Source organism: Leucobacter sp. UT-8R-CII-1-4, assembly GCF_030010235.1.
GTDB lineage: Bacteria > Actinomycetota > Actinomycetes > Actinomycetales > Microbacteriaceae > Leucobacter.
The window spans coordinates 273,141-291,028 of record NZ_JASCRS010000002.1 but is presented as its reverse complement, the minus strand read 5'-3'; the positions used below and the strand labels follow the sequence as shown (position 1 = coordinate 291,028).

The 17,888-nt window shown below is 59.2% G+C and carries 11 protein-coding genes; 9 read left to right on the top strand and 2 right to left on the bottom strand.

All coding sequences use genetic code 11. The features are described from left to right. Nucleotides 1–134: 134 nt before the first annotated feature. A complete protein-coding gene (locus tag QBL02_RS06270; RefSeq protein ID WP_282725532.1) occupies nt 135–3,692 on the bottom strand; it encodes a bifunctional proline dehydrogenase/L-glutamate gamma-semialdehyde dehydrogenase in 3,558 nt (1,185 codons plus the stop codon). 151 nt (nt 3,693–3,843) lie between these two features. Here QBL02_RS06270 and QBL02_RS06265 point away from each other — a divergent pair, with 151 nt between their 5' ends. Beyond that, complete coding sequence (locus QBL02_RS06265) at nt 3,844–4,779, top strand: LysR family transcriptional regulator (protein ID WP_282725531.1); 936 nt, start codon at nt 3,844–3,846, stop codon at nt 4,777–4,779. Nucleotides 4,780–4,948: 169 nt separating this feature from the next. On the opposite strand, the gene QBL02_RS06260 is transcribed toward QBL02_RS06265, so the two are convergent. Beyond that, complete coding sequence (locus QBL02_RS06260) at nt 4,949–6,142, bottom strand: ammonium transporter (RefSeq protein ID WP_282725530.1); 1,194 nt, start codon at nt 6,140–6,142, stop codon at nt 4,949–4,951. Nucleotides 6,143–6,386: 244 nt separating this feature from the next. Here QBL02_RS06260 and gltB point away from each other — a divergent pair, with 244 nt between their 5' ends. The 8 genes from gltB to dapC all read left to right on the top strand — a co-directional run bounded on the left by gltB (nt 6,387) and on the right by dapC (nt 17,828). Beyond that, on the top strand, nt 6,387–10,967 hold the full coding sequence (gene gltB, locus QBL02_RS06255) for a glutamate synthase large subunit (RefSeq protein ID WP_282725529.1): 4,581 nt from the start codon (nt 6,387–6,389) through the stop codon (nt 10,965–10,967). After that, nucleotides 10,960–12,417 (top strand): glutamate synthase subunit beta, encoded by a 1,458-nt coding sequence (locus QBL02_RS06250; protein ID WP_282725528.1) that lies wholly within the window; start codon nt 10,960–10,962, stop codon nt 12,415–12,417. The genes gltB and QBL02_RS06250 overlap by 8 nt, the downstream gene beginning before the upstream one ends. Before the next feature lie 159 nt (nt 12,418–12,576). Beyond that, nucleotides 12,577–13,650 (top strand): N-acetyl-gamma-glutamyl-phosphate reductase, encoded by a 1,074-nt coding sequence (argC, locus tag QBL02_RS06245; RefSeq protein ID WP_282725527.1) that lies wholly within the window; start codon nt 12,577–12,579, stop codon nt 13,648–13,650. Between the two features lie 76 nt (nt 13,651–13,726). Continuing rightward, on the top strand, nt 13,727–14,890 hold the full coding sequence (gene argJ, locus QBL02_RS06240; RefSeq protein ID WP_282725526.1) for a bifunctional glutamate N-acetyltransferase/amino-acid acetyltransferase ArgJ: 1,164 nt from the start codon (nt 13,727–13,729) through the stop codon (nt 14,888–14,890). A gap of 12 nt (nt 14,891–14,902) precedes the next feature. Next, entirely contained in the window at nt 14,903–15,805 is a 903-nt protein-coding gene (gene argB / locus QBL02_RS06235; protein ID WP_282725525.1) for an acetylglutamate kinase, read from the top strand. Between the two features lie 46 nt (nt 15,806–15,851). Further along, entirely contained in the window at nt 15,852–16,325 is a 474-nt protein-coding gene (locus QBL02_RS06230) for a prepilin peptidase (RefSeq protein ID WP_282725524.1), read from the top strand. 58 nt (nt 16,326–16,383) lie between these two features. Further along, nucleotides 16,384–16,704: a ferredoxin gene (gene fdxA / locus QBL02_RS06225; protein WP_282725523.1), complete on the top strand. Its 321-nt coding sequence runs from the start codon at nt 16,384–16,386 to the stop codon at nt 16,702–16,704. Between the two features lie 2 nt (nt 16,705–16,706). Beyond that, the gene (gene dapC, locus QBL02_RS06220; protein WP_282725522.1) at nt 16,707–17,828 is read left to right on the top strand and encodes a succinyldiaminopimelate transaminase; all 1,122 of its coding nucleotides are present in this window, start codon (nt 16,707–16,709) and stop codon (nt 17,826–17,828) included. The last annotated feature ends 60 nt before the right edge of the window (nt 17,829–17,888 follow it).

Genomic DNA, 17,888 nt, shown 5'->3' with positions numbered 1-17,888 from the left:
GTAACGCGGGTTCGAATCCCGCTGGGGTCACAGTGAGAAAAGCCCCCGGTTTGCGCCGGGGGCTTTTTTATTGCCCTGTTGTATTTCGTTCAGGGCCGAGGAGTTTTTGCTCCCCGACCCCGCTAGTGAAGGCTCTAGAGGATGCCTTCAGTCAGCTTGTTTGGTGTGCCAAAGCGGTGTGCCGTGATTGAGATCGCCTGCTCGTGCAGAAACGGCAGCATCTCTACCCGTCCGGCAGAGACAACGTCATTGCTGTACACCGCAATGTCGGGTTTGCCGCCGGTGGCTTCGGTAATCAATTGCAGGGCCTTTGCCTTGCTCGCCCCAGCGAGTAGACGTACGCGCGCGCTCGCACTGGGGCCGTGCTGAGCGGCCATCCTGCCAAGGCGAGCGGCCCAGGCCTGATCGTCTTCATGGAAAAGCTCAACACCCGCCGCCCTCAACGCGGTGCTGATCGGCTCAGGGAGTGCGCTTGGTGTGCTCACAGTCGAAGTGCTGCCCGCAGCGACACCGGCGGCAACAGCACGAACAAGCTGGTGGAACGGCACATCATCTGCCGCTCGAATCGTGACTGGCACCACACAGTAACGGAGCAGATTGCGTTCAATACCAACGCATGAGGCGTCTCGTGCGATCCCAAACTCAGACTTCCAAGCGCTGGCATCAGTTCCGAGAGCCGCGCGTAGCCAATCGAGCTCAGCTTTAGCTATTCCTGACTGCTGTGCAGCGCTCAGGATCGGTGCCACACTCTGCAGCGGTGCCGTCAGAGCGGCAGTGACTGGTGCGTCGATCCACTCGCCGAGGCCGTAGAGATAGCTTGGGCCGCCAGCTTTTGTACCCACGCCAATTGCCGATTTCTTCCAGCCGCCAAATGGTTGGCGTCGAACGATTGCGCCGGTGATGCCACGGTTCACATAGAGGTTGCCCGTCTGAACCCGATTCAACCACAGGGCAATTTCCTCGCGATCGAGGGAGTGCAGGCCGCTTGTCAGGCCGTAGTCAATCTCATTCACCATGTCGATAGCCTCGTCGAGGGTATCTGCGGTCATAATGCCAAGGATCGGGCCAAAGTATTCGGTGAGGTGGTATTCCGAACCCCGCTGCACACCCTCGCGCACTCCTAGACTCCAGAGCTTGTTGCCGCCCTGTTTGTCATAAGCAAGGGGGCTTTCGCTTTCGAGCGGATGGGGCTCGAGTAGCCACTTTTCACCTGCGCTCAGCGTTGTCAGGCCGCGCAGCAGCTTGCCGTCGGGGGCGGTGATGATGGTACCAATCTGGGTTTCAAGGTTTTCCGGGGTGCCAACTTTTAGTGAGCTGGCCGCATCGATCAGCTGACCGCGGAAACGTTTTGAGGTAGCGACTGAGCCGACAAGGATCACGAGTGATGCCGCCGAGCATTTCTGGCCGGCATGCCCGAATGCTGATTGCACAACATCTTTTGCGGCGAGGTCAAGATCTGCGTTGGGTGTGACGATCATTGCGTTTTTGCCACTGGTCTCAGCGAGGATCGGCAGGTCTGCGCGCAGCTCACGGAACTTGACAGCTGTCTCATATGCGCCGGTCAAGATCAGCCGGTCGATACGCGGATCGGCGACGAGCTGTGAGCCGAGGCCACGATCAGCGAATTGCACAAATTGCAAGACATCTCGCGGGACTCCAGCCGCCCACAACGCTTCGACCATGACGGCACCCGAGCGGGCAGAGTTCGAAGCTGGTTTGATGATGACCGATGAGCCAGCAGCGAGTGCCGCAAGCGCGCCACCGGCTGGGATCGCCACAGGAAAATTCCAGGGTGGAATGACCGCGGTGAGCTTTTGTGGTTTGTACGTAGCGCCGTCGACCTGCTCCAATACTTGCCCGAGCATTGCATAGTAATTGGCAAAGTCGATTGCTTCAGAGACCTCTGGGTCACCCTGATCGAGTGTCTTGCCGCATTCGGAACCCATCACCTCAAGCAATTGTGCGCGCCGTTCTTCGAGCTTCTCGCCAGCACGATAAAGAATTCGAGCGCGCTCGTCGGCCCCGAGCGCCTGCCAACTCTCAGCCGCGGCGACACCGCGCGCAATGATCTCCTCAAGAGCGTTTGCCGAGTCAACGAGGGCATTCGCAACAAGGTCGTTGCCGAGCTGCGAAGCAACCATCCGATCGGCAATATCGCGACCCCAGAGGTGGTTGCCTGGAAGGTCGGGATCGCTGTCCGGGGTGTTTTCAAAGTCACCGACTCGGCCCTGATCGACGAGTGCGGCTATGCGCGCTTCGGCACCGGCCTGATCATAGAACCTGCGATCCTGAAAACGGTTCGGCGGTGGCACCGAGAAATTCGCTGGATCGCCATCTGCGGTGATCTGCTCAAGCGCTGCGAGCGAGGCAAGGAATCTGTTTTTCTCGCGCTTGAAGAGCTGAGAATTGTCGTTCAGCTCGAAGACGGCCGACATAAAGTTTTCCTGGCTTGCGCCCTCTTCAAGACGGCGAATCAGATAAGAAATTGCGACATCAAATTCTGCTGGATGCACCACTGGCACGTAGAGCAAGAGGCCGCCTACATCACGTCGCACTGCTTCGGCCTGTCCGGTTGCCATGCCTAGCAACATTTCGACTTCGAGGTCTGATTCAGCGCCGCGGCCCTTAGCGAGCAACCAGGCGAGCGCGAGGTCAAAAAGGTTGTGACCAGCGACCCCGAGACGCACATGTTTTACGCGCTCTGGAGTGAGGGCGTAGTCAAGAACTGCTTTGTAGCTGGTATCTGAATCTTGCTTTGATCCCCATGTGGCTGCTGGCCAGCCGTGGATTGCGGCATCGACGAGTTCCATGGGTAGGTTTGCGCCCTTGACCAGGCGTACCTTAATTGCGGCACCACCGCGTGCGACCCTGGCAGCAGACCAGTCTTGTAAACGCATCATTGCGCCGAGTGCGTCGGGTAAGTAGGCCTGCAACACGATGCCTGCTTCAAGGTTCAGAAACTCGGGACGGTCGAGGATCCTGGTGAATACTTCAAGCGTGAGGTTGAGGTCTTTGTACTCTTCCATATCGAGGTTGATGAACTTTTGCGGTGAGGCCGCTGCGGCACGCTCGAATAGTGGAACCAGTTGGTCTTCAATGTGATTGATTGCCTCATCGAATGCCCAGTGATTGTGCGGCGCGACGGTTGACGAGACTTTAATCGATACGTAGTCAATGTCTGGCCGGTCGAGCAATTTGTGGGTGCCGGCGAGCCGACGCTCTGCCTCACCCTGGCCAAGAATCGCCTCGCCGAGAAGATTTACATTGAGGCGAAGGTCATCGCGCTTGATCTTCGCAATGGCCGGGCCAAGCTTCGAATCGGTCGCATCGATGATGAGGTGACTCACCATTTGACGCAGCACTTTGCGCGCGATTGGCACCACAACGCCAGGCATTGGTTTCGCGAGTGCACCTCCGAAGCCGATAGCGCCACGCATCAGGCCGGGAAGGAAACCAGGTGTTAGCGGCACGAGCTCTTTGAGCTTTTTGGCGGCGACATCAAGATCTTCTGGGCGAACAACCCCGTCAACAAAACCGACAGTGAAATCGAGGCCGTTTGGATCGCGCAGCACACCGGCAAGACGCGCGGCTGAAGCGTCGGCCGGGATGCTTGCAGCTTCGGTAATCCACTTGCGAGCGAGCTTGACGGACTCGTCGGCGAGATCCTGGGGGCGTGGGGTTGCCTGAGACAACGGTGTTCCTTTCCTGTCGGGGTGCGAGTTTCGCGCGGCTGCGAGGACTCTTGCCCGATGAGCCAAGTGTGGATCTTGAAAAGCTTGAAGTAAAGCGATCCTTTCTGAGCAATAATGTTAAGTAGGGCTTAACTGTTGTGGAGTGGTGACGATGCTCGAAATGAAACGCTTGCGCTTGCTTTGGGAACTCTCCGAACGCGGTACGGTGGTGCAGGTTGCCGAGGCATTGAACTACACACCCTCTGCGGTATCGCAGCAACTCGCATTACTTGAACGCGAGGTGGGCACCCCGCTCTTTCGGCGGGTAGGTCGCACCCTCGAACTCACCGCAGCGGCCGACGCGCTTGTGAGTGAAACCGCAGCTTTGCTCGCTGGCCTCGAACGTGCAGAAACCGCTGCCCATCGGGTGCGTGGCGAGGTGGCGGGATCGATCCGAATCGCGGTGTTTCAGACTGCGGTGCTTGCGATCATGCCGCAGGCATTGAGAAGACTCCGCACCGAGTATCCGAGTTTGCGGGTCGAGATGGTGCAGCATGAACCCGAGACTGCGCTACACGAAACAAGTGTGCGCGGCTTCGACCTTGTGGTTGCCGAGCAGTATCCGGGGCATGCGACGGCACAATTTGCCGGGCTCGATCATGCGCCGCTCACCTTCGATACCATTCAACTTGCGCTGCCCCGGGTAGGCGCGGCTGACGCCGATTTCGATCTTGTCGGGCGTCTTGAAGATGCAGCGTTATTGCCATGGGTGATGGAGCCGCGCGGCGCAGCTTCGCGTCACTGGGCGGAGCAGGCTTGCCGCACCGCAGGCTTCGAGCCGGATGTGCGCTATGAAACCGCAGACCTTCAAGCACACGTTCGACTCGTGGAATCAGGCAATGCGGTTGCGTTGCTGCCCGGACTCGTCCGGGCCGAGACGCGGCTGCGAATGGTTGAGTTGCCCGGTGACCCGCACCGATCAATCTTCACTGCGGCTCGCTCTTCGAACTCGGAGTCACCTGCGGTGCTTGCGGTGCGTGAAACCCTCGCAATCGAAGCGGCGTCACTCGCGAAATCTGCTGAACACGCGATCACGCTTCAGCCATAGCCCCACCCGCTTCCGCCGAGATCGCCTGGTTTTGCCGAGATCGCCTCGTTTTTACGCGAAAAACCAGTGTGTTTCGGCAAACGTGGCGATCTCGGCGGAGGGGGCGCCGAGGCAAGGGGGGCGACGGTGCAAGGAAGGGCGCCGGCGGAGGGGCCGACGGGGCGAGGGGCTAGGCGTACGCCGCCTCGCCGTGCGCCATTTCGTCGATGCCGCCCTCTTCCACCTCGGCGGGCACCCGCAAACCGGTGAGACGCTTCACCACAAGAGCGATGGCGAGCGAAACAACAAACGAATATGCGGCGACGGCGACGACAGATATTGTCTGCACCAGCAGCAGGCCGGCACCTCCGCCGAGCAGCAGCCCGTCGTCAAAGGCGAAGAAGCCGAGGTAGAGCGAGCCGATAACGCCGGCGACGAGGTGCAAGCCGACCACGTCAAGCGAATCGTCATAACCGAGCCGGTATTTCCAGTCGATGGCGTAGGCGCAGGCGATACCGGCGATCAATCCGAGCAAGAGCGCCCAGAGCGGGGCGAGGTTCGCGGCTGAAGGAGTAATGGCGACCAGGCCGGCAATCGCGCCAGAGGCGGCGCCGATCACTCCGGGCTTCTTCCCGCGAATCACGTCAACCACGATCCAGCCGATGATGCCTGCGGCAGGTGCACCGAGGGTGTTCACGAGGATCAGGCCCGCTTCTGCCGGAGTGGTGGCGAGGCCGGAGTTAAAGCCGATCCAACCAAACCAGAGCAGCGCTGCGCCGATCGTGACGAGAGGCACGCTGTGCGGTGGGTGCGATCCAGGCGCAAACCCCAAACGTTTGCCGGCAACGAGCGCGAGCGCGAGCGCCGCGGCACCGGCATTGATGTGAATCACCGTGCCGCCGGCGAGGTCAATGACCTCGGGGAGACCGAGCGTTGCACCCAGGTTCTGAATCCAACCGCCGCCCCACACCCAGGCGGCGACTGGAAAGTACACCACGCTCGACCAGACACCGACAAAGAGTACCCAAGAGCCGAGGCCAACTCGGTCGGCAATCGCTCCTGAAATGAGTGCGGCTGTGATCATGGCGAAGGCTGCGCCGAAGCCGACACTGATGAAGTTTTCTGGCGCGGTGTTCAGCAGCCCAAAGTCTTTGAACGGGTTGCCTGCGAAACCTGATTCTCCCTCGGCAAAGTAGTTCATGCTGTACCCGAACAGAATCCAGAGCACTCCGACAACGCCCATCGCGCTCACGCTAAAGAGCATCATGTTGACTACGGATCGCACTCGAACTAGGCCTCCGTAAAAGAGTGCAAGCCCCGGCGTCATGACGAGCACAAGCGCTGTGCTCGCGAGTGTCCACACTTCTGGTGCAGTCAGTTCCATGGTTTTCACCTTTCGTGTGTTGCCGGCCTCAATGCCGGTGTTCACAGTCTGACTCGCGTCTGTTTCGACGCTTTTGCCCGTTTGTTGCTGAAAAGTAACAGTTCGAAACCATGTTTGTTTCGAGGCCGCTTGCGTCAAAAACACAACTTTTGCTGTGTTAGTCTCAAATCTCCAAAAACTGCAAGGGCTGCAGAAGCGGCCTCTGCAGTGTCAGTGTTTTCCCCTGCACGAGAGGATGTCGAAGGTGCAAGATTCCGTTACCTCGCTTCACCGCCCCGCGCCCACCGGTCTCTACGACCCCGCAGAGGAACACGACGCCTGCGGTCTCGCAAGTGTGGTCTCACTGACTGGTGAGGCGAGCCACCGCATTGTTGAGCTTGCCCTTGAAGCGCTCGAAAACCTTGAGCATCGCGGTGCGGTTGGAAGCGATGCAGGCACCGGCGACGGAGCAGGTGTGCTCTGCGAACTTCCCGATCGTTTTCTGCGCTCCACCTTGCTGGAGCGCACTCCCGAGGTGCATCTCCCACAGGCCGGCCGCTATGCGACCGGCCTTATTTTTTTACCTCAGCAGAGTACCGAACGTCGTGCGGTGAAGTACCGTATCGCCGCGATTGCAGACGAAGAGGGACTGGAGGTGCTCACTTGGCGAAGCGTTGATGTGCGAGCTGAGGTGCTTGGTGCGGCTGCGAAAGAAGCGGCACCCTGCATCGAACAGATTTTTCTTGTGGCACACGCTGGATCGGCAACCGGCCAAGACCAGCTTGAGCGTGCAGCTTTTCGCACGAGAAAGCGGTTGCAGCACGAAACCGGTGCCTATGCGCCTTCACTGAGTAGCCACACCATTGTCTACAAGGGCATGGTGACCACCCTGCAATTGCCCGAGTTTTACCCGGAGCTTCGTGACGAGCGTTTTGCGGCGAAGTTCGCGATTGTGCACTCGCGTTACTCTACGAACACCTTCCCGTCGTGGCACCTGGCGCAGCCGCTGCGAATGGTCGCGCACAACGGCGAAATCAATACGGTGCGCGGAAACCGAAATTGGATGCGTGCTCGTCAAGCACAGTTAGCCTCACCGGCGCTCGGCGATATTTCGCAATTGCTGCCTATCTGTTCGCCCGGAGGTAGCGATTCTGCAAGTTTTGATGAGGTGCTTGAACTGCTGGTTCAGTCGGGTCGGAGTCTGCCGCACGCGCTCGCCATGATGGTTCCGGAAGCGTGGGAGCTTGAGCACGGTCTGAGCCAGGAACTTCGTGATTTTCTTGAGTATCACTCGCTCGTCATGGAACCCTGGGATGGTCCGGCGGCGATGATCGCGACCGATGGTCGTGAGCTTGTTGCTTTGCTTGACCGCAATGGCTTGCGGCCGGGGCGCTATCAGATCACTGATGATGGTTTGTTGGTGATCGCGAGCGAGACGGGTGTGCTGGAGTTTGCGCCCGAGCGTGTGTTGCGTCGTGGTCGACTTCAGCCTGGCCGCATGATCGCGGTGGATCTTGGTACGGGTCAGATTCGCGAAGACGCCGAGGTGAAGCGTGAGCTTGCCGGGTCTGCGCCTTGGGGGGAGTGGTTGCGGGCCGGTTTGATTCGCCTCGCTGATGTGCCTGAGCGTGAACACTTGGTGCACCCGGCAGCTTCTATTGTTCGGCGCCAGCGCACCTTCGGATACACCGAGGAAGAGTTGCGCGTGCTGCTCACTCCGATGGCACGCGAGGGCGCGGAACCCCTTGCCGCAATGGGCACTGACACCCCGATTGCTGTGTTGAGTGACCGATCGAGGTCGCTCTTTGACTACTTTGTGCAGCAGTTTGCTCAGGTGACGAACCCGCCTCTTGACGCTCTGCGCGAGGAGCTTGTAACTAGCCTGGTCACGAGCATGGGGCCGGTGGCGAATCTGCTTGATCAGGGGCCTGAGCATGCTCGGCAGGTGATGCTTGATTTCCCGGTGATTGACAATGACGATCTCGCCAGAATTCAGCATTTCGGGGATGACCCTGTGCGTGAGCGCACGGTCACGATCCGGGGTCTTTACCCGGTTGATTACCATGCTCGTGGGCTTGCGGATCGACTCGAAGCGATGTGCCGTGAGGCGAGTGCCGCGGTCGAGGCTGGCGCCGAGTTTTTGATCATTTCTGATCGCGATAGCGACAAAGATTTGGCTCCGGTCCCATCGCTTCTTGCGGTTTCTGCTGTGCATCACCATCTCATTCGCGAGGGCACGCGTATGCGGGTTGCTCTCGTTGCTGAGGCGGGCGATGTGCGCGAGGTACATCACGTTGCTGCGCTGATTGGTTATGGGGCGGCGGCAGTGAACCCGTATCTTGCGATGGAGAGTGTTGAAGCGCTGGTGCGATCCGGTGAGATTGAACATCTTGAAGCTGACGAAGCGGTACATCACCTGATTAAGGCGCTCGGCAAGGGGCTGCTCAAAGTGATGAGCAAAATGGGTATCTCTACAGTGGCAAGCTATTGCGGGGCGCAAACATTTGAAGCTGTCGGTCTCGCAAGAGAGCTTGTTGAACGCTACTTCACTGGTACCTCTTCAAAACTCGGTGGTGTTGGCCTTGATGTGTTGGCGGCTGAGGTTGCTGCGCGGCACCGCAGAGCATACCCAGATAATCAGGCGGCGTTTGCGCATCAGCGGCTCGCGACCGGCGGTGAGTATCGTTGGCGTCGCGGCGAAGAACCGCACCTTTTTGATCCGCAAACCATATTTAAATTGCAGCACGCTACACAGAGTGGCAAGCGAGAAATCTTTGCCGAATACACCGCCCGGGTGAACGAGCAACAAGAGCGTTTGATGACGTTGCGCGGCCTGTTTCGCTTTGCGCCGCAACGGCCCGCGGTTGAGTTGAGCGAGGTTGAGCCGATCGAAAACATTATGCGCCGATTCGCGACCGGTGCCATGAGCTACGGTTCTATTTCGCCTGAGGCTCATGAGACGCTTGCCATCGCCATGAATCAGATCGGTGGCAAGTCGAATACCGGCGAGGGCGGTGAGAGCGACGAGCGGCTGGTGGATCCAGCGCGCCGAAGCGCTATCAAACAGGTCGCTTCTGGACGTTTCGGCGTGACCAGCATGTATCTCACTCATGCCGATGAAATTCAGATCAAGTTGGCTCAGGGCGCGAAGCCGGGTGAGGGTGGGCAGCTTCCACCGCAAAAGATGTATCCGTGGATCGCCAAAACTCGGCATGCGACGCCCGGTGTGGGCCTTATTTCGCCACCGCCGCATCACGACATCTATTCGATTGAAGACCTGAAGCAGCTGATTTTTGATCTGAAGCGAGCAAACCCTGCCGCGCGCATTTCGACGAAACTTGTGTCGCAATCGGGTATCGGCCCGGTGGCGGCCGGTGTGGCGAAGGCGTTGAGCGATGTGGTGCTGGTCTCTGGTCACGATGGCGGTACCGGTGCGAGCCCAATGAATTCGCTGAAACACGCGGGTGCGCCCTGGGAGTTGGGTCTTGCTGAGGTGCAACAAACGCTGATGCTTAACGGGCTCCGTGAACGGGTGATTGTGCAGGTTGACGGTCAGTTGAAAACTGGTCGCGATGTGGTGATCGCTGCGCTCCTTGGGGCTGAAGAATTCGGCTTTGCGACTTCAGCTTTGGTTGTTTCGGGTTGCATCATGATGCGGGTGTGCCACCTTGATACCTGCCCGGTGGGAGTTGCCACCCAAAACCCTGAACTGCGCAGCAGGTATACAGGTCAGGCTCAACACGTGGTGAACTTCTTCACGTTTATTGCTGAGGAGGTGCGTGAGATTCTTGCTGCTCTCGGGTACCGAACGCTTGACGAAGCGGTCGGCGATACGGCCGCACTCGACCTTGATGAAGCCGTGCGGCACTGGAAAGCCGAGGGCCTGGATCTCACGCCCATCTTGCGCGGTCCGATATTCGATGAAGATGAGCCACGTAAACACGGCGTTGCGCAGCAGCACGACCTCGACTCGCACCTTGATCACCAGCTGATCGTTGCGGCCGAGGCTGCGCTGTTGAATCGTGAGCCGAAGCATATTGCGCTTTCTATTCGCAATATTGATCGGGCAGTTGGCACCATGCTCGGCCACGAACTCACCAAACGATTCGGGGCAGATGGGCTTCCGGGCGGCACGATTGATGTGACGCTCACCGGATCAGCCGGCCAATCACTCGGAGCTTTTCTACCGGCCGGCATCACGCTGCGGCTCGTTGGCGACGCCAATGACTATGTCGGCAAGGGGCTGTCTGGTGGTGAGATTACGGTGCGTCCGCACCCGAACGCCGGTCACTCTGCGGCGGGCAACGTGATCGCAGGCAATGTGATCGGTTACGGCGCAACCAGTGGTGAGCTTTGGATCGCTGGCACTGTTGGTGAGCGATTCTTGGTGCGCGGTTCGGGCGCGACTGCGGTGGTTGAGGGCACCGGCGATCATGCCCTCGAATACTTCACGGGCGGCTTCGCGCTGATTCTTGGTGCGACTGGCCGCAATATTGGTGCCGGTATGTCTGGCGGTGAAGCTGTGCTGCTAGATCTTGACCCGCTCAATGTGAACGCGGCAGAGCTGCTCAGCGGATCGCTTGTGCTGCAGGCACTCGATCAGCCTCGGCGAGAGCGGGTATTGCGGCTATTGCAGCGTCACCTTGAGCAGACGGGTTCGCAGTTGGCGGCCGAGTTGCTGGCCGACATAGCGCTTGACCCGGAACGGCTTTGGGCTCGTTTTACGCACTTGATCCCTCGCGATTACGCGCGAGTGCTTGATATTCATGAGCAGGCTCGTGCTGAGGGGCGTGACCCCGACGGGGAGCTTGCTTGGTCACAAATTTTGGAGGTGACTCGTGGCTGATCCGCGTGGTTTTTTGAAGATTCGAGAGCGCGAGCTTGCTGCAAAACGTCCGGTTGCGCTTCGCCTCATGGACTGGCGCGAGGTGGTCGATCCGGCGAACCCTGAGGTTGTTGCCCGGCAAGCGTCCCGCTGTATGGACTGTGGAGTGGCGTTTTGCCACCAGGGTTGCCCGCTTGGCAATCTCATTCCTGAGTGGAATGACCTCACCTGGAGGGGCCGCGAACGAGAAGCGCTTGACCGCCTGCACGCGACCAATAATTTCCCTGAGTTCACTGGTCGGGCCTGCCCTGCGCCGTGCGAATCTGCCTGTGTGCTTGGCATCAATCAAGACCCTGTGACGATCAAACAGATTGAGAACTCACTGATTGACCAGGGTTTTGCTGAGGGGTGGGTCGTGCCGATTCTGCCAGAGCGTTTGAGCGGAAAAACTGTCGCGATTGTGGGCTCTGGTCCGGCTGGACTTGCCGCAGCGCAACAACTTACGAGGGCCGGACATACGGTTGCCGTTTACGAACGTGACGAGCGGGTCGGCGGTCTTCTTTCGCTCGGTATTCCCTCATTCAAACTCGAAAAACAATTGGTTGAACGTCGTGTCGACCAGATGAAACAAGAGGGCACACGATTTCGTACCGGCATTGAAATCGGCAAAGACATGAGCTGGTCTGAGCTTCGTCGCCGGTATGACGCCGTGGTTGTTGCGACGGGAGCAACTCTGCCGAGGCCGCTTGAACTGCCGGGGCGTGAGCTGGCAGGTATTCACTATGCAATGGATTACCTGACCGCTCAGAACCGGGCCGAAACGCTCGGTGTTGAACCGAGTGGGGCGCTGCACGCTCGCGGCAAGCACGTTGTCGTCATTGGCGGCGGCGATACTGGTGCCGATTGTGTGGGTACTGCGCATCGGCAGGGTGCCCGATCAGTGACTAATCTCGCCATCGGCAAACGCCCACCGACTGTGCGCAGCACAAGCCAACCGTGGCCCGTGCATCCAACACTTTTTGAGGTGTCGAGTTCGCATGAAGAAGGCGGCGAGCGGCGCTATCTTGCCTCAACCGTCGAGTACGTTGCCGATGAGCTTGGCAAGTTGCGCGGTCTTATGGTCGCCGAGACTGGGTTCACGGAGCAGGGGCGTGAGCCGATCCTCGGTACCGAACACCTGATTGACGCGGATCTGGTGTTGATCGCTATGGGCTTTACTGGCCCCGAGGCGATTGCAGAAAACGGTCTTGGGGTCGAGACGACCAAGCGTGGCGCACTCGCTCGTACCGCTGACTTTGCCACCGCTGAGTCTGGAGTGTTTGTGGCCGGTGACGCGGGCCGCGGTCAATCGTTGATCGTTTGGGCCATTGCCGAGGGCCGTGCTGTTGCGGCTTCGGTTGATGCGTTTCTGAGCGGTGCACCGTCAGTATTGCCTTCACCTGTTGGCGCAAACGACCGAGCGTTCGCGTAGCCGGGGGAGCCAGGCAGCGCTCATTGGGCGGTAAAGAATAGCGTGCGGGACGCGGTGAAAAGTTTGCTGTTTTCTTCAGCGAGCACGCTCTTCGCACGTTATTCGGCTCCGTCAGCATGCCGCCTCCGGTAACTTGGTACCTGAAGGGTGGTTTTCTTAATGACTTACAGCGTTGCTGTTGCAGGTGCCTCTGGATACGCGGGCGGAGAATTGTTGCGCCTTTTGGCTGCGCATCCCGAGTTCGAGATTCGCACGGTGACGGGTCACTCCAGCGCCGGCGATCCACTGATTGCGCATCAACCGCATCTGCGATCGCTTGCGCACCTCACGCTGCAGGCGACCAGCCCAGAGATTCTTGATAACCACGATGTGGTGTTTTTTGCGCTGCCACACGGTGCTTCAGGGGCGCTTACTGCTCAGCTGAAGAATGTTGGTCTCGCGGTTGACGCTGGCGCCGATCATCGTCTCCGTGATAGCGCTGACTGGGCGAAGTTTTACGGCGGCGAGCATTTCGAAGCGTGGAGCTACGGTGTGCCTGAGCTGCTGGTGCAGGGCGAGGGCGGCAGCTTTTCGAAACAGCGCGAAGCGCTGCTTGGCGCGACGAGGATCGCAGCGCCGGGCTGCAACGCCAGCACTGTTGCGCTTTCTCTCGCTCCGGGTGTTGCTGCCGGTGTGATCGAGGCTGACGACATTGTGACTGTGCTCGCAGTTGGTCCAAGTGGTGCAGGCAAGGCCGCGAAAACGCATCTTCTCGGCGCAGAGCTGATGGGCACGGCTAATCCCTATGCCGTTGGCGGCACGCACCGTCACATTCCTGAGATTCAGCAGGCGTTGCGAGGTGCCGGTGCTGGTCGCGATGGCAAGGCTGAACCGCGCCTCAGCTTCACCCCGGTGCTTGTGCCAATGAGCCGGGGGATTCTCGCGACTTCAACCGCTCGTATTGCCACTGGTGTGACTGCTGCCGAGGTTCGTGAAGCTTGGGTGGCGGCCTATGCAGACGAGCCATTTGTGCACGTCTTGCCTGAGGGCGTGTTTCCTCGCACGGCTGATACTCTCGGCGCAAACACTTGCCTAATGGGTATCGCTATCGATGAGGCTGCAGGCCGGGTCGTTGTGGTCGCTGCACTCGACAATCTTGCCAAGGGTACCGCTGGCGCGGCGATTCAGTCGGCGAACATTGCGCTCGGCATTGCAGAGCAGACTGGGCTCAGCGTGAACGGCGTTGCACCGTAGCTCGTGCGTAAGTGCGCTGTTGCGTACTGTTCCGTCAAGACTTTACTTTGAACGCTCAACAGAAAGAGAGCAACTCGTGACCGTCACCTTCGCAAAGGGATTCCGCTCGGCCGGTATCGCTGTAGGGCTTAAGAGCACTGGTAAGCCAGACCTGGCTCTGGTCGTGAATGACGGCCCGGAGCGAGCGAGTGCGGTGGTGTTTACCAGCAATCGAGCGCAAGCAAACCCAATTCTGTGGAGTCGGAAGGTTGCGCAGAATGGCGCGGCTCACGCGATCATTCTGAACTCGGGCGGCGCAAACTGCTTTACCGGTGATTTTGGCTATGAGACGACGAAGCTCACCGCTGAAGCGGTAGCAGGGGCGCTTGGCGAAGGTTCAGACGCAGAGCAGATTCTGGTGTGCTCCACTGGTCTGATCGGCACTGGTGATCAGACGTTCCGTAATAAGATCGTCGACAATGTTCCCGCACTTTTTGCTGCGCTGAGCGAAAACGACGAGACTGCTCCTGCCGCCATTTTGACCACTGACTCGGTGCAGAAGACGGCCAGTTATCAGAGCGAAGCCGGCTGGGTTGTCGGCGCAATGGCTAAGGGCGCTGGCATGCTTGCGCCGGGTCTTGCCACCATGCTCGTAGTGATTACGACCGACGCTGTTGTGAGCAATGAGGGTCTTGACCGTGCACTGCGCGGTGCAACCGGCACGACTTTTGATCGGCTTGACAGCGATGGCTGCATGTCGACCAACGACCAGGTTACGCTGCTTGCGTCGGGTGCGAGCGGGGTGACCCCCGATGAGGCTGAGTTCGTTCGCGCTATTGCTGAGGTGAGCGACAGCCTGGCGGCTCAGTTGCAGGCCGATGCCGAGGGTGCCAGCCACAATATCGATATTGAGGTCACTGGCGCGGTGAGCGAGCGAGATGCCGTCGAGGTGGCTCGCTCGGTTGCGCGAAACAACCTGTTTAAGACGGCGATCTACGGTAACGATCCAAACTGGGGTCGCGTGCTCGCCGCAATCGGCACGACTGAGGCTGCTTTCGATCCGTATGCGGTTGACGTCAGCTTCAACGGGGTGCGTCTCTGCCATGCTGGAGGCCCGGATCGCCCAAACGAGGAGTGCGATTTGACTCCGCGCAAAACTCACGTGCTGATCGAACTGTTCGCCGGCGAGCACACCGCTACCATTCGCACGAACGACCTCACGAACGAGTACGTGCACGAAAACTCAGCGTACTCATCCTGAGGAGCAACCCAGATGACTCAAACGACAAGCACTGTTCCGCATGAAGAAGCAGCCCTGAAAACTGAGGTGCTGATCGAATCGCTGCCGTGGCTGAAGAAGTTTCGCGACGCCATTATGGTGATCAAGTTCGGCGGCAATGCGATGGTGAACGAAGATCTGTTGCGCGCCTTTGCGGAAGATGTGGTTTACCTGCGCCTGGCCGGCATTCGCCCGGTCGTTGTGCACGGTGGCGGTCCACAGATCAGCGAGATGTTGAAACGACTCGACATTCAGAGCGAGTTTAAGGGCGGCTACCGGGTCACTACTCCTGAGGCTATGGATGTGGTGCGTATGGTGCTCACCGGCAAGGTGACTCCTGAACTGGTCGAGCAGATCAATGCGCACGGCCCATTTGCTGCGGGCACCACGGGTGAAGATGCTGGCCTGTTTGTTGGTCGCCGTCGTGACCCGATCGAGGTGGATGGCGAGATGATCGATCTTGGGCTGGTGGGGGACGTGGTCGATGTGCGCGTCGAACCGGTGCTTTCGATGCTCGAAGATGGACTTATTCCTGTAATCGCTGGTATCGCCCCAGATGGTGACCAGGCTGGCGCTTCACTCAATATCAATGCCGATGCGGCCGCTGGCGCCCTCGCTACGGCACTCGGTGCCGAGAAACTTGTGATTCTCACCGATGTGGCAGGGCTGTATTCAAACTGGCCAGACCGTGACTCGCTGGTTTCGAGCATTACTGCTGACGACCTTGAAGCGCTGCTTCCAGAGCTTGAGTCAGGCATGATTCCAAAAATGCGGGCCTGCCTTGACGCGGTGCGCGGCGGGGTGCACAAGGCCGCCATTATTGATGGTCGCGAGCCGCACTCTGTGCTGCTTGAGATCTTCACGGCACGCGGCATCGGTACCGAGGTCACTCCGTAGTGTTTGGGCGAGGATCAGCCCTCGACGGGCAATAGTCGGGCGCAAGATGACGACCGCTCTCACCATCGCTGCGTTCGTGGTGTTTGGTGTGGTGTCTCTTTGGCTTGTCGTGGTTGATCTTCGTGAGCATCGTCTGCCCAACGTCATAGTTGGCTGGGGGAGTTTGGCAGTCGCGGGGCTCTTGGCGGGCGCAGCCTTATTCGCTGGGAATGAGCAGGGCTGGGCGATCCTGCGCAGATGTCTTATCGCGGCTTGTTGTTACGGTGCGGTGTTTTTGCTGCTTTGGTTGCTCGCGCCAAGTTCGCTCGGCGCGGGTGACGTGAAACTCGCGCCCCTCATCGGCTTGATGGCTGGTTGGGCGGGAACACTTGCCGCAGTGCTTTTGGTGCCGCTGGCGATTGCCGGGCTTGCGGGCATAGCTGGGGCGCTGAGCGTCGTACGAAAACGAAAAAGATTGGCGTTTGGGCCGGTGTTGATCTTGGCGTGCTGGCTGGGTATGGGCCTCAGTCTTTGGTCATAGCGCACAGCTCGCGAGAGTAGGATAGCTGGAGAAGTCGCAGACAAAAGGGGGCGTGTTCGTGACATATGTAATCGCACTTCCGTGCGTAGACGTAAAAGACCGGGCTTGTATTGACGAGTGCCCAGTCGATTGCATCTACGAGGGTGAACGTATGCTTTACATTCACCCGGATGAGTGTGTTGATTGCGGTGCGTGCGAACCAGTTTGCCCCGTTGAAGCGATCTACTACGAAGATGATCTGCCGGATGTTTGGGCCGACTATTACAAGGCCAACGTCGAGTTCTTCGACGAGATTGGTTCGCCGGGCGGCGCAGCAAAGGTTGGCGCCTATGACTTTGACCACCCACTAGTTGCGGCTCTGCCGAAGCTCGGAGAATAGTTATGCGGGGGAGTCTGCCCGATTACCCGTGGGACGCTATGGCGCCCTACTCGGCGAAAGCGGCGGAACACCCGCACGGGGCAATCAATCTTTCGATCGGTTCGCCGGTAGATCCCACGCCGGCCCCGGTTCGTGAGGCGCTCGCCGAAGCGACTGACGCGCACGCGTATCCAACTACGGCGGGCACTCCTCAACTGCGTGCGGCGATCGCCGACTGGTATCGTCGTCGCCGAAACGTCTCTGTGAGCGCCGATGCCGTGTTGCCGACGGTTGGCTCAAAGGAGCTGGTCGCGCTCTTGCCGATGCTGCTTGGCCTTGAAGCTGGCGAAGCCGTTGTGTTTCCTCGGGTCGCGTACCCCTCGTATGCGATGGGTGCGGCGCTTGTTGGTGCGACAGCCGTCGCCGCAGATGATCCAGCCGAGTGGCCAGAAAACACTCGCTTGGTGTGGCTCAACTCACCGGGCAACCCTGACGGACGTGTGCTTGACGTGGCCGAGTTGCGTGCAGCGGTGCAGCGGGCGCGCGAGCTTGGGGCGATCCTCGTCGGTGATGAATGCTACGCCGAGTTCGGATGGAACGCGCCCTGGCACGAAGAGCCGATACCGTCGGTGCTTGATCCACGCGTCGTTGGCGAGGATCATTCCGGCGTACTCGCGATCTACTCGCTGAGTAAACAATCCAATCTTGCGGGCTACCGGGCAGCATTCTTGGCGGGGGATCGCGAGCTCGTTGCCAAACTGCTCACGGTGCGCAAACACGCGGGTTTGATGGTGCCTGGCCCCGTGCAGCAGGCGATGATCGCTGCGTTGCAAGATGAGCAGCACGTGACTGAGCAGCGCGACCGCTACCGTCGTCGTCGTGCGCAATTGCAGCCGGCCCTTGAAGCCGCGGGATTTGTGATTGAAGGCAGTGAAGCCGGGCTGTATCTCTGGGCTACCAGGGGTGAAGATGCTTGGCAAAGTATCGACCGTCTGGCCGAACTTGGCATTGTTGCAGGACCGGGATATTTCTACGGAGAGCATTCGCCTCAGCATGTGCGTCTCGCACTTACCGCTAGCGATGCCGACATTGCTGAATCAGCGGCACGACTGCTCGAGAGCGTTGTAGACACGCCCAGAAGCTGAACGCTGTAGTTGTAGGGGTTCCTCGGCGGAAATACTGCGTTTGTTTCGATATCGAGATAT

Bases quoted from the DNA above. Each gene is read 5' to 3' on its own strand.
- QBL02_RS06265 (WP_282725531.1), top strand. From the start codon at position 3,844: ATGCTCGAAATGAAACGCTTGCGCTTGCTTTGGGAACTCTCCGAACGC.
- QBL02_RS06260 (WP_282725530.1), bottom strand. From the start codon at position 6,142: ATGGAACTGACTGCACCAGAAGTGTGGACACTCGCGAGCACAGCGCTT.
- argC (WP_282725527.1), top strand. From the start codon at position 12,577: ATGACTTACAGCGTTGCTGTTGCAGGTGCCTCTGGATACGCGGGCGGA.
- argB (WP_282725525.1), top strand. From the start codon at position 14,903: ATGACTCAAACGACAAGCACTGTTCCGCATGAAGAAGCAGCCCTGAAA.
- QBL02_RS06230 (WP_282725524.1), top strand. From the start codon at position 15,852: ATGACGACCGCTCTCACCATCGCTGCGTTCGTGGTGTTTGGTGTGGTG.
- dapC (WP_282725522.1), top strand. From the start codon at position 16,707: ATGCGGGGGAGTCTGCCCGATTACCCGTGGGACGCTATGGCGCCCTAC.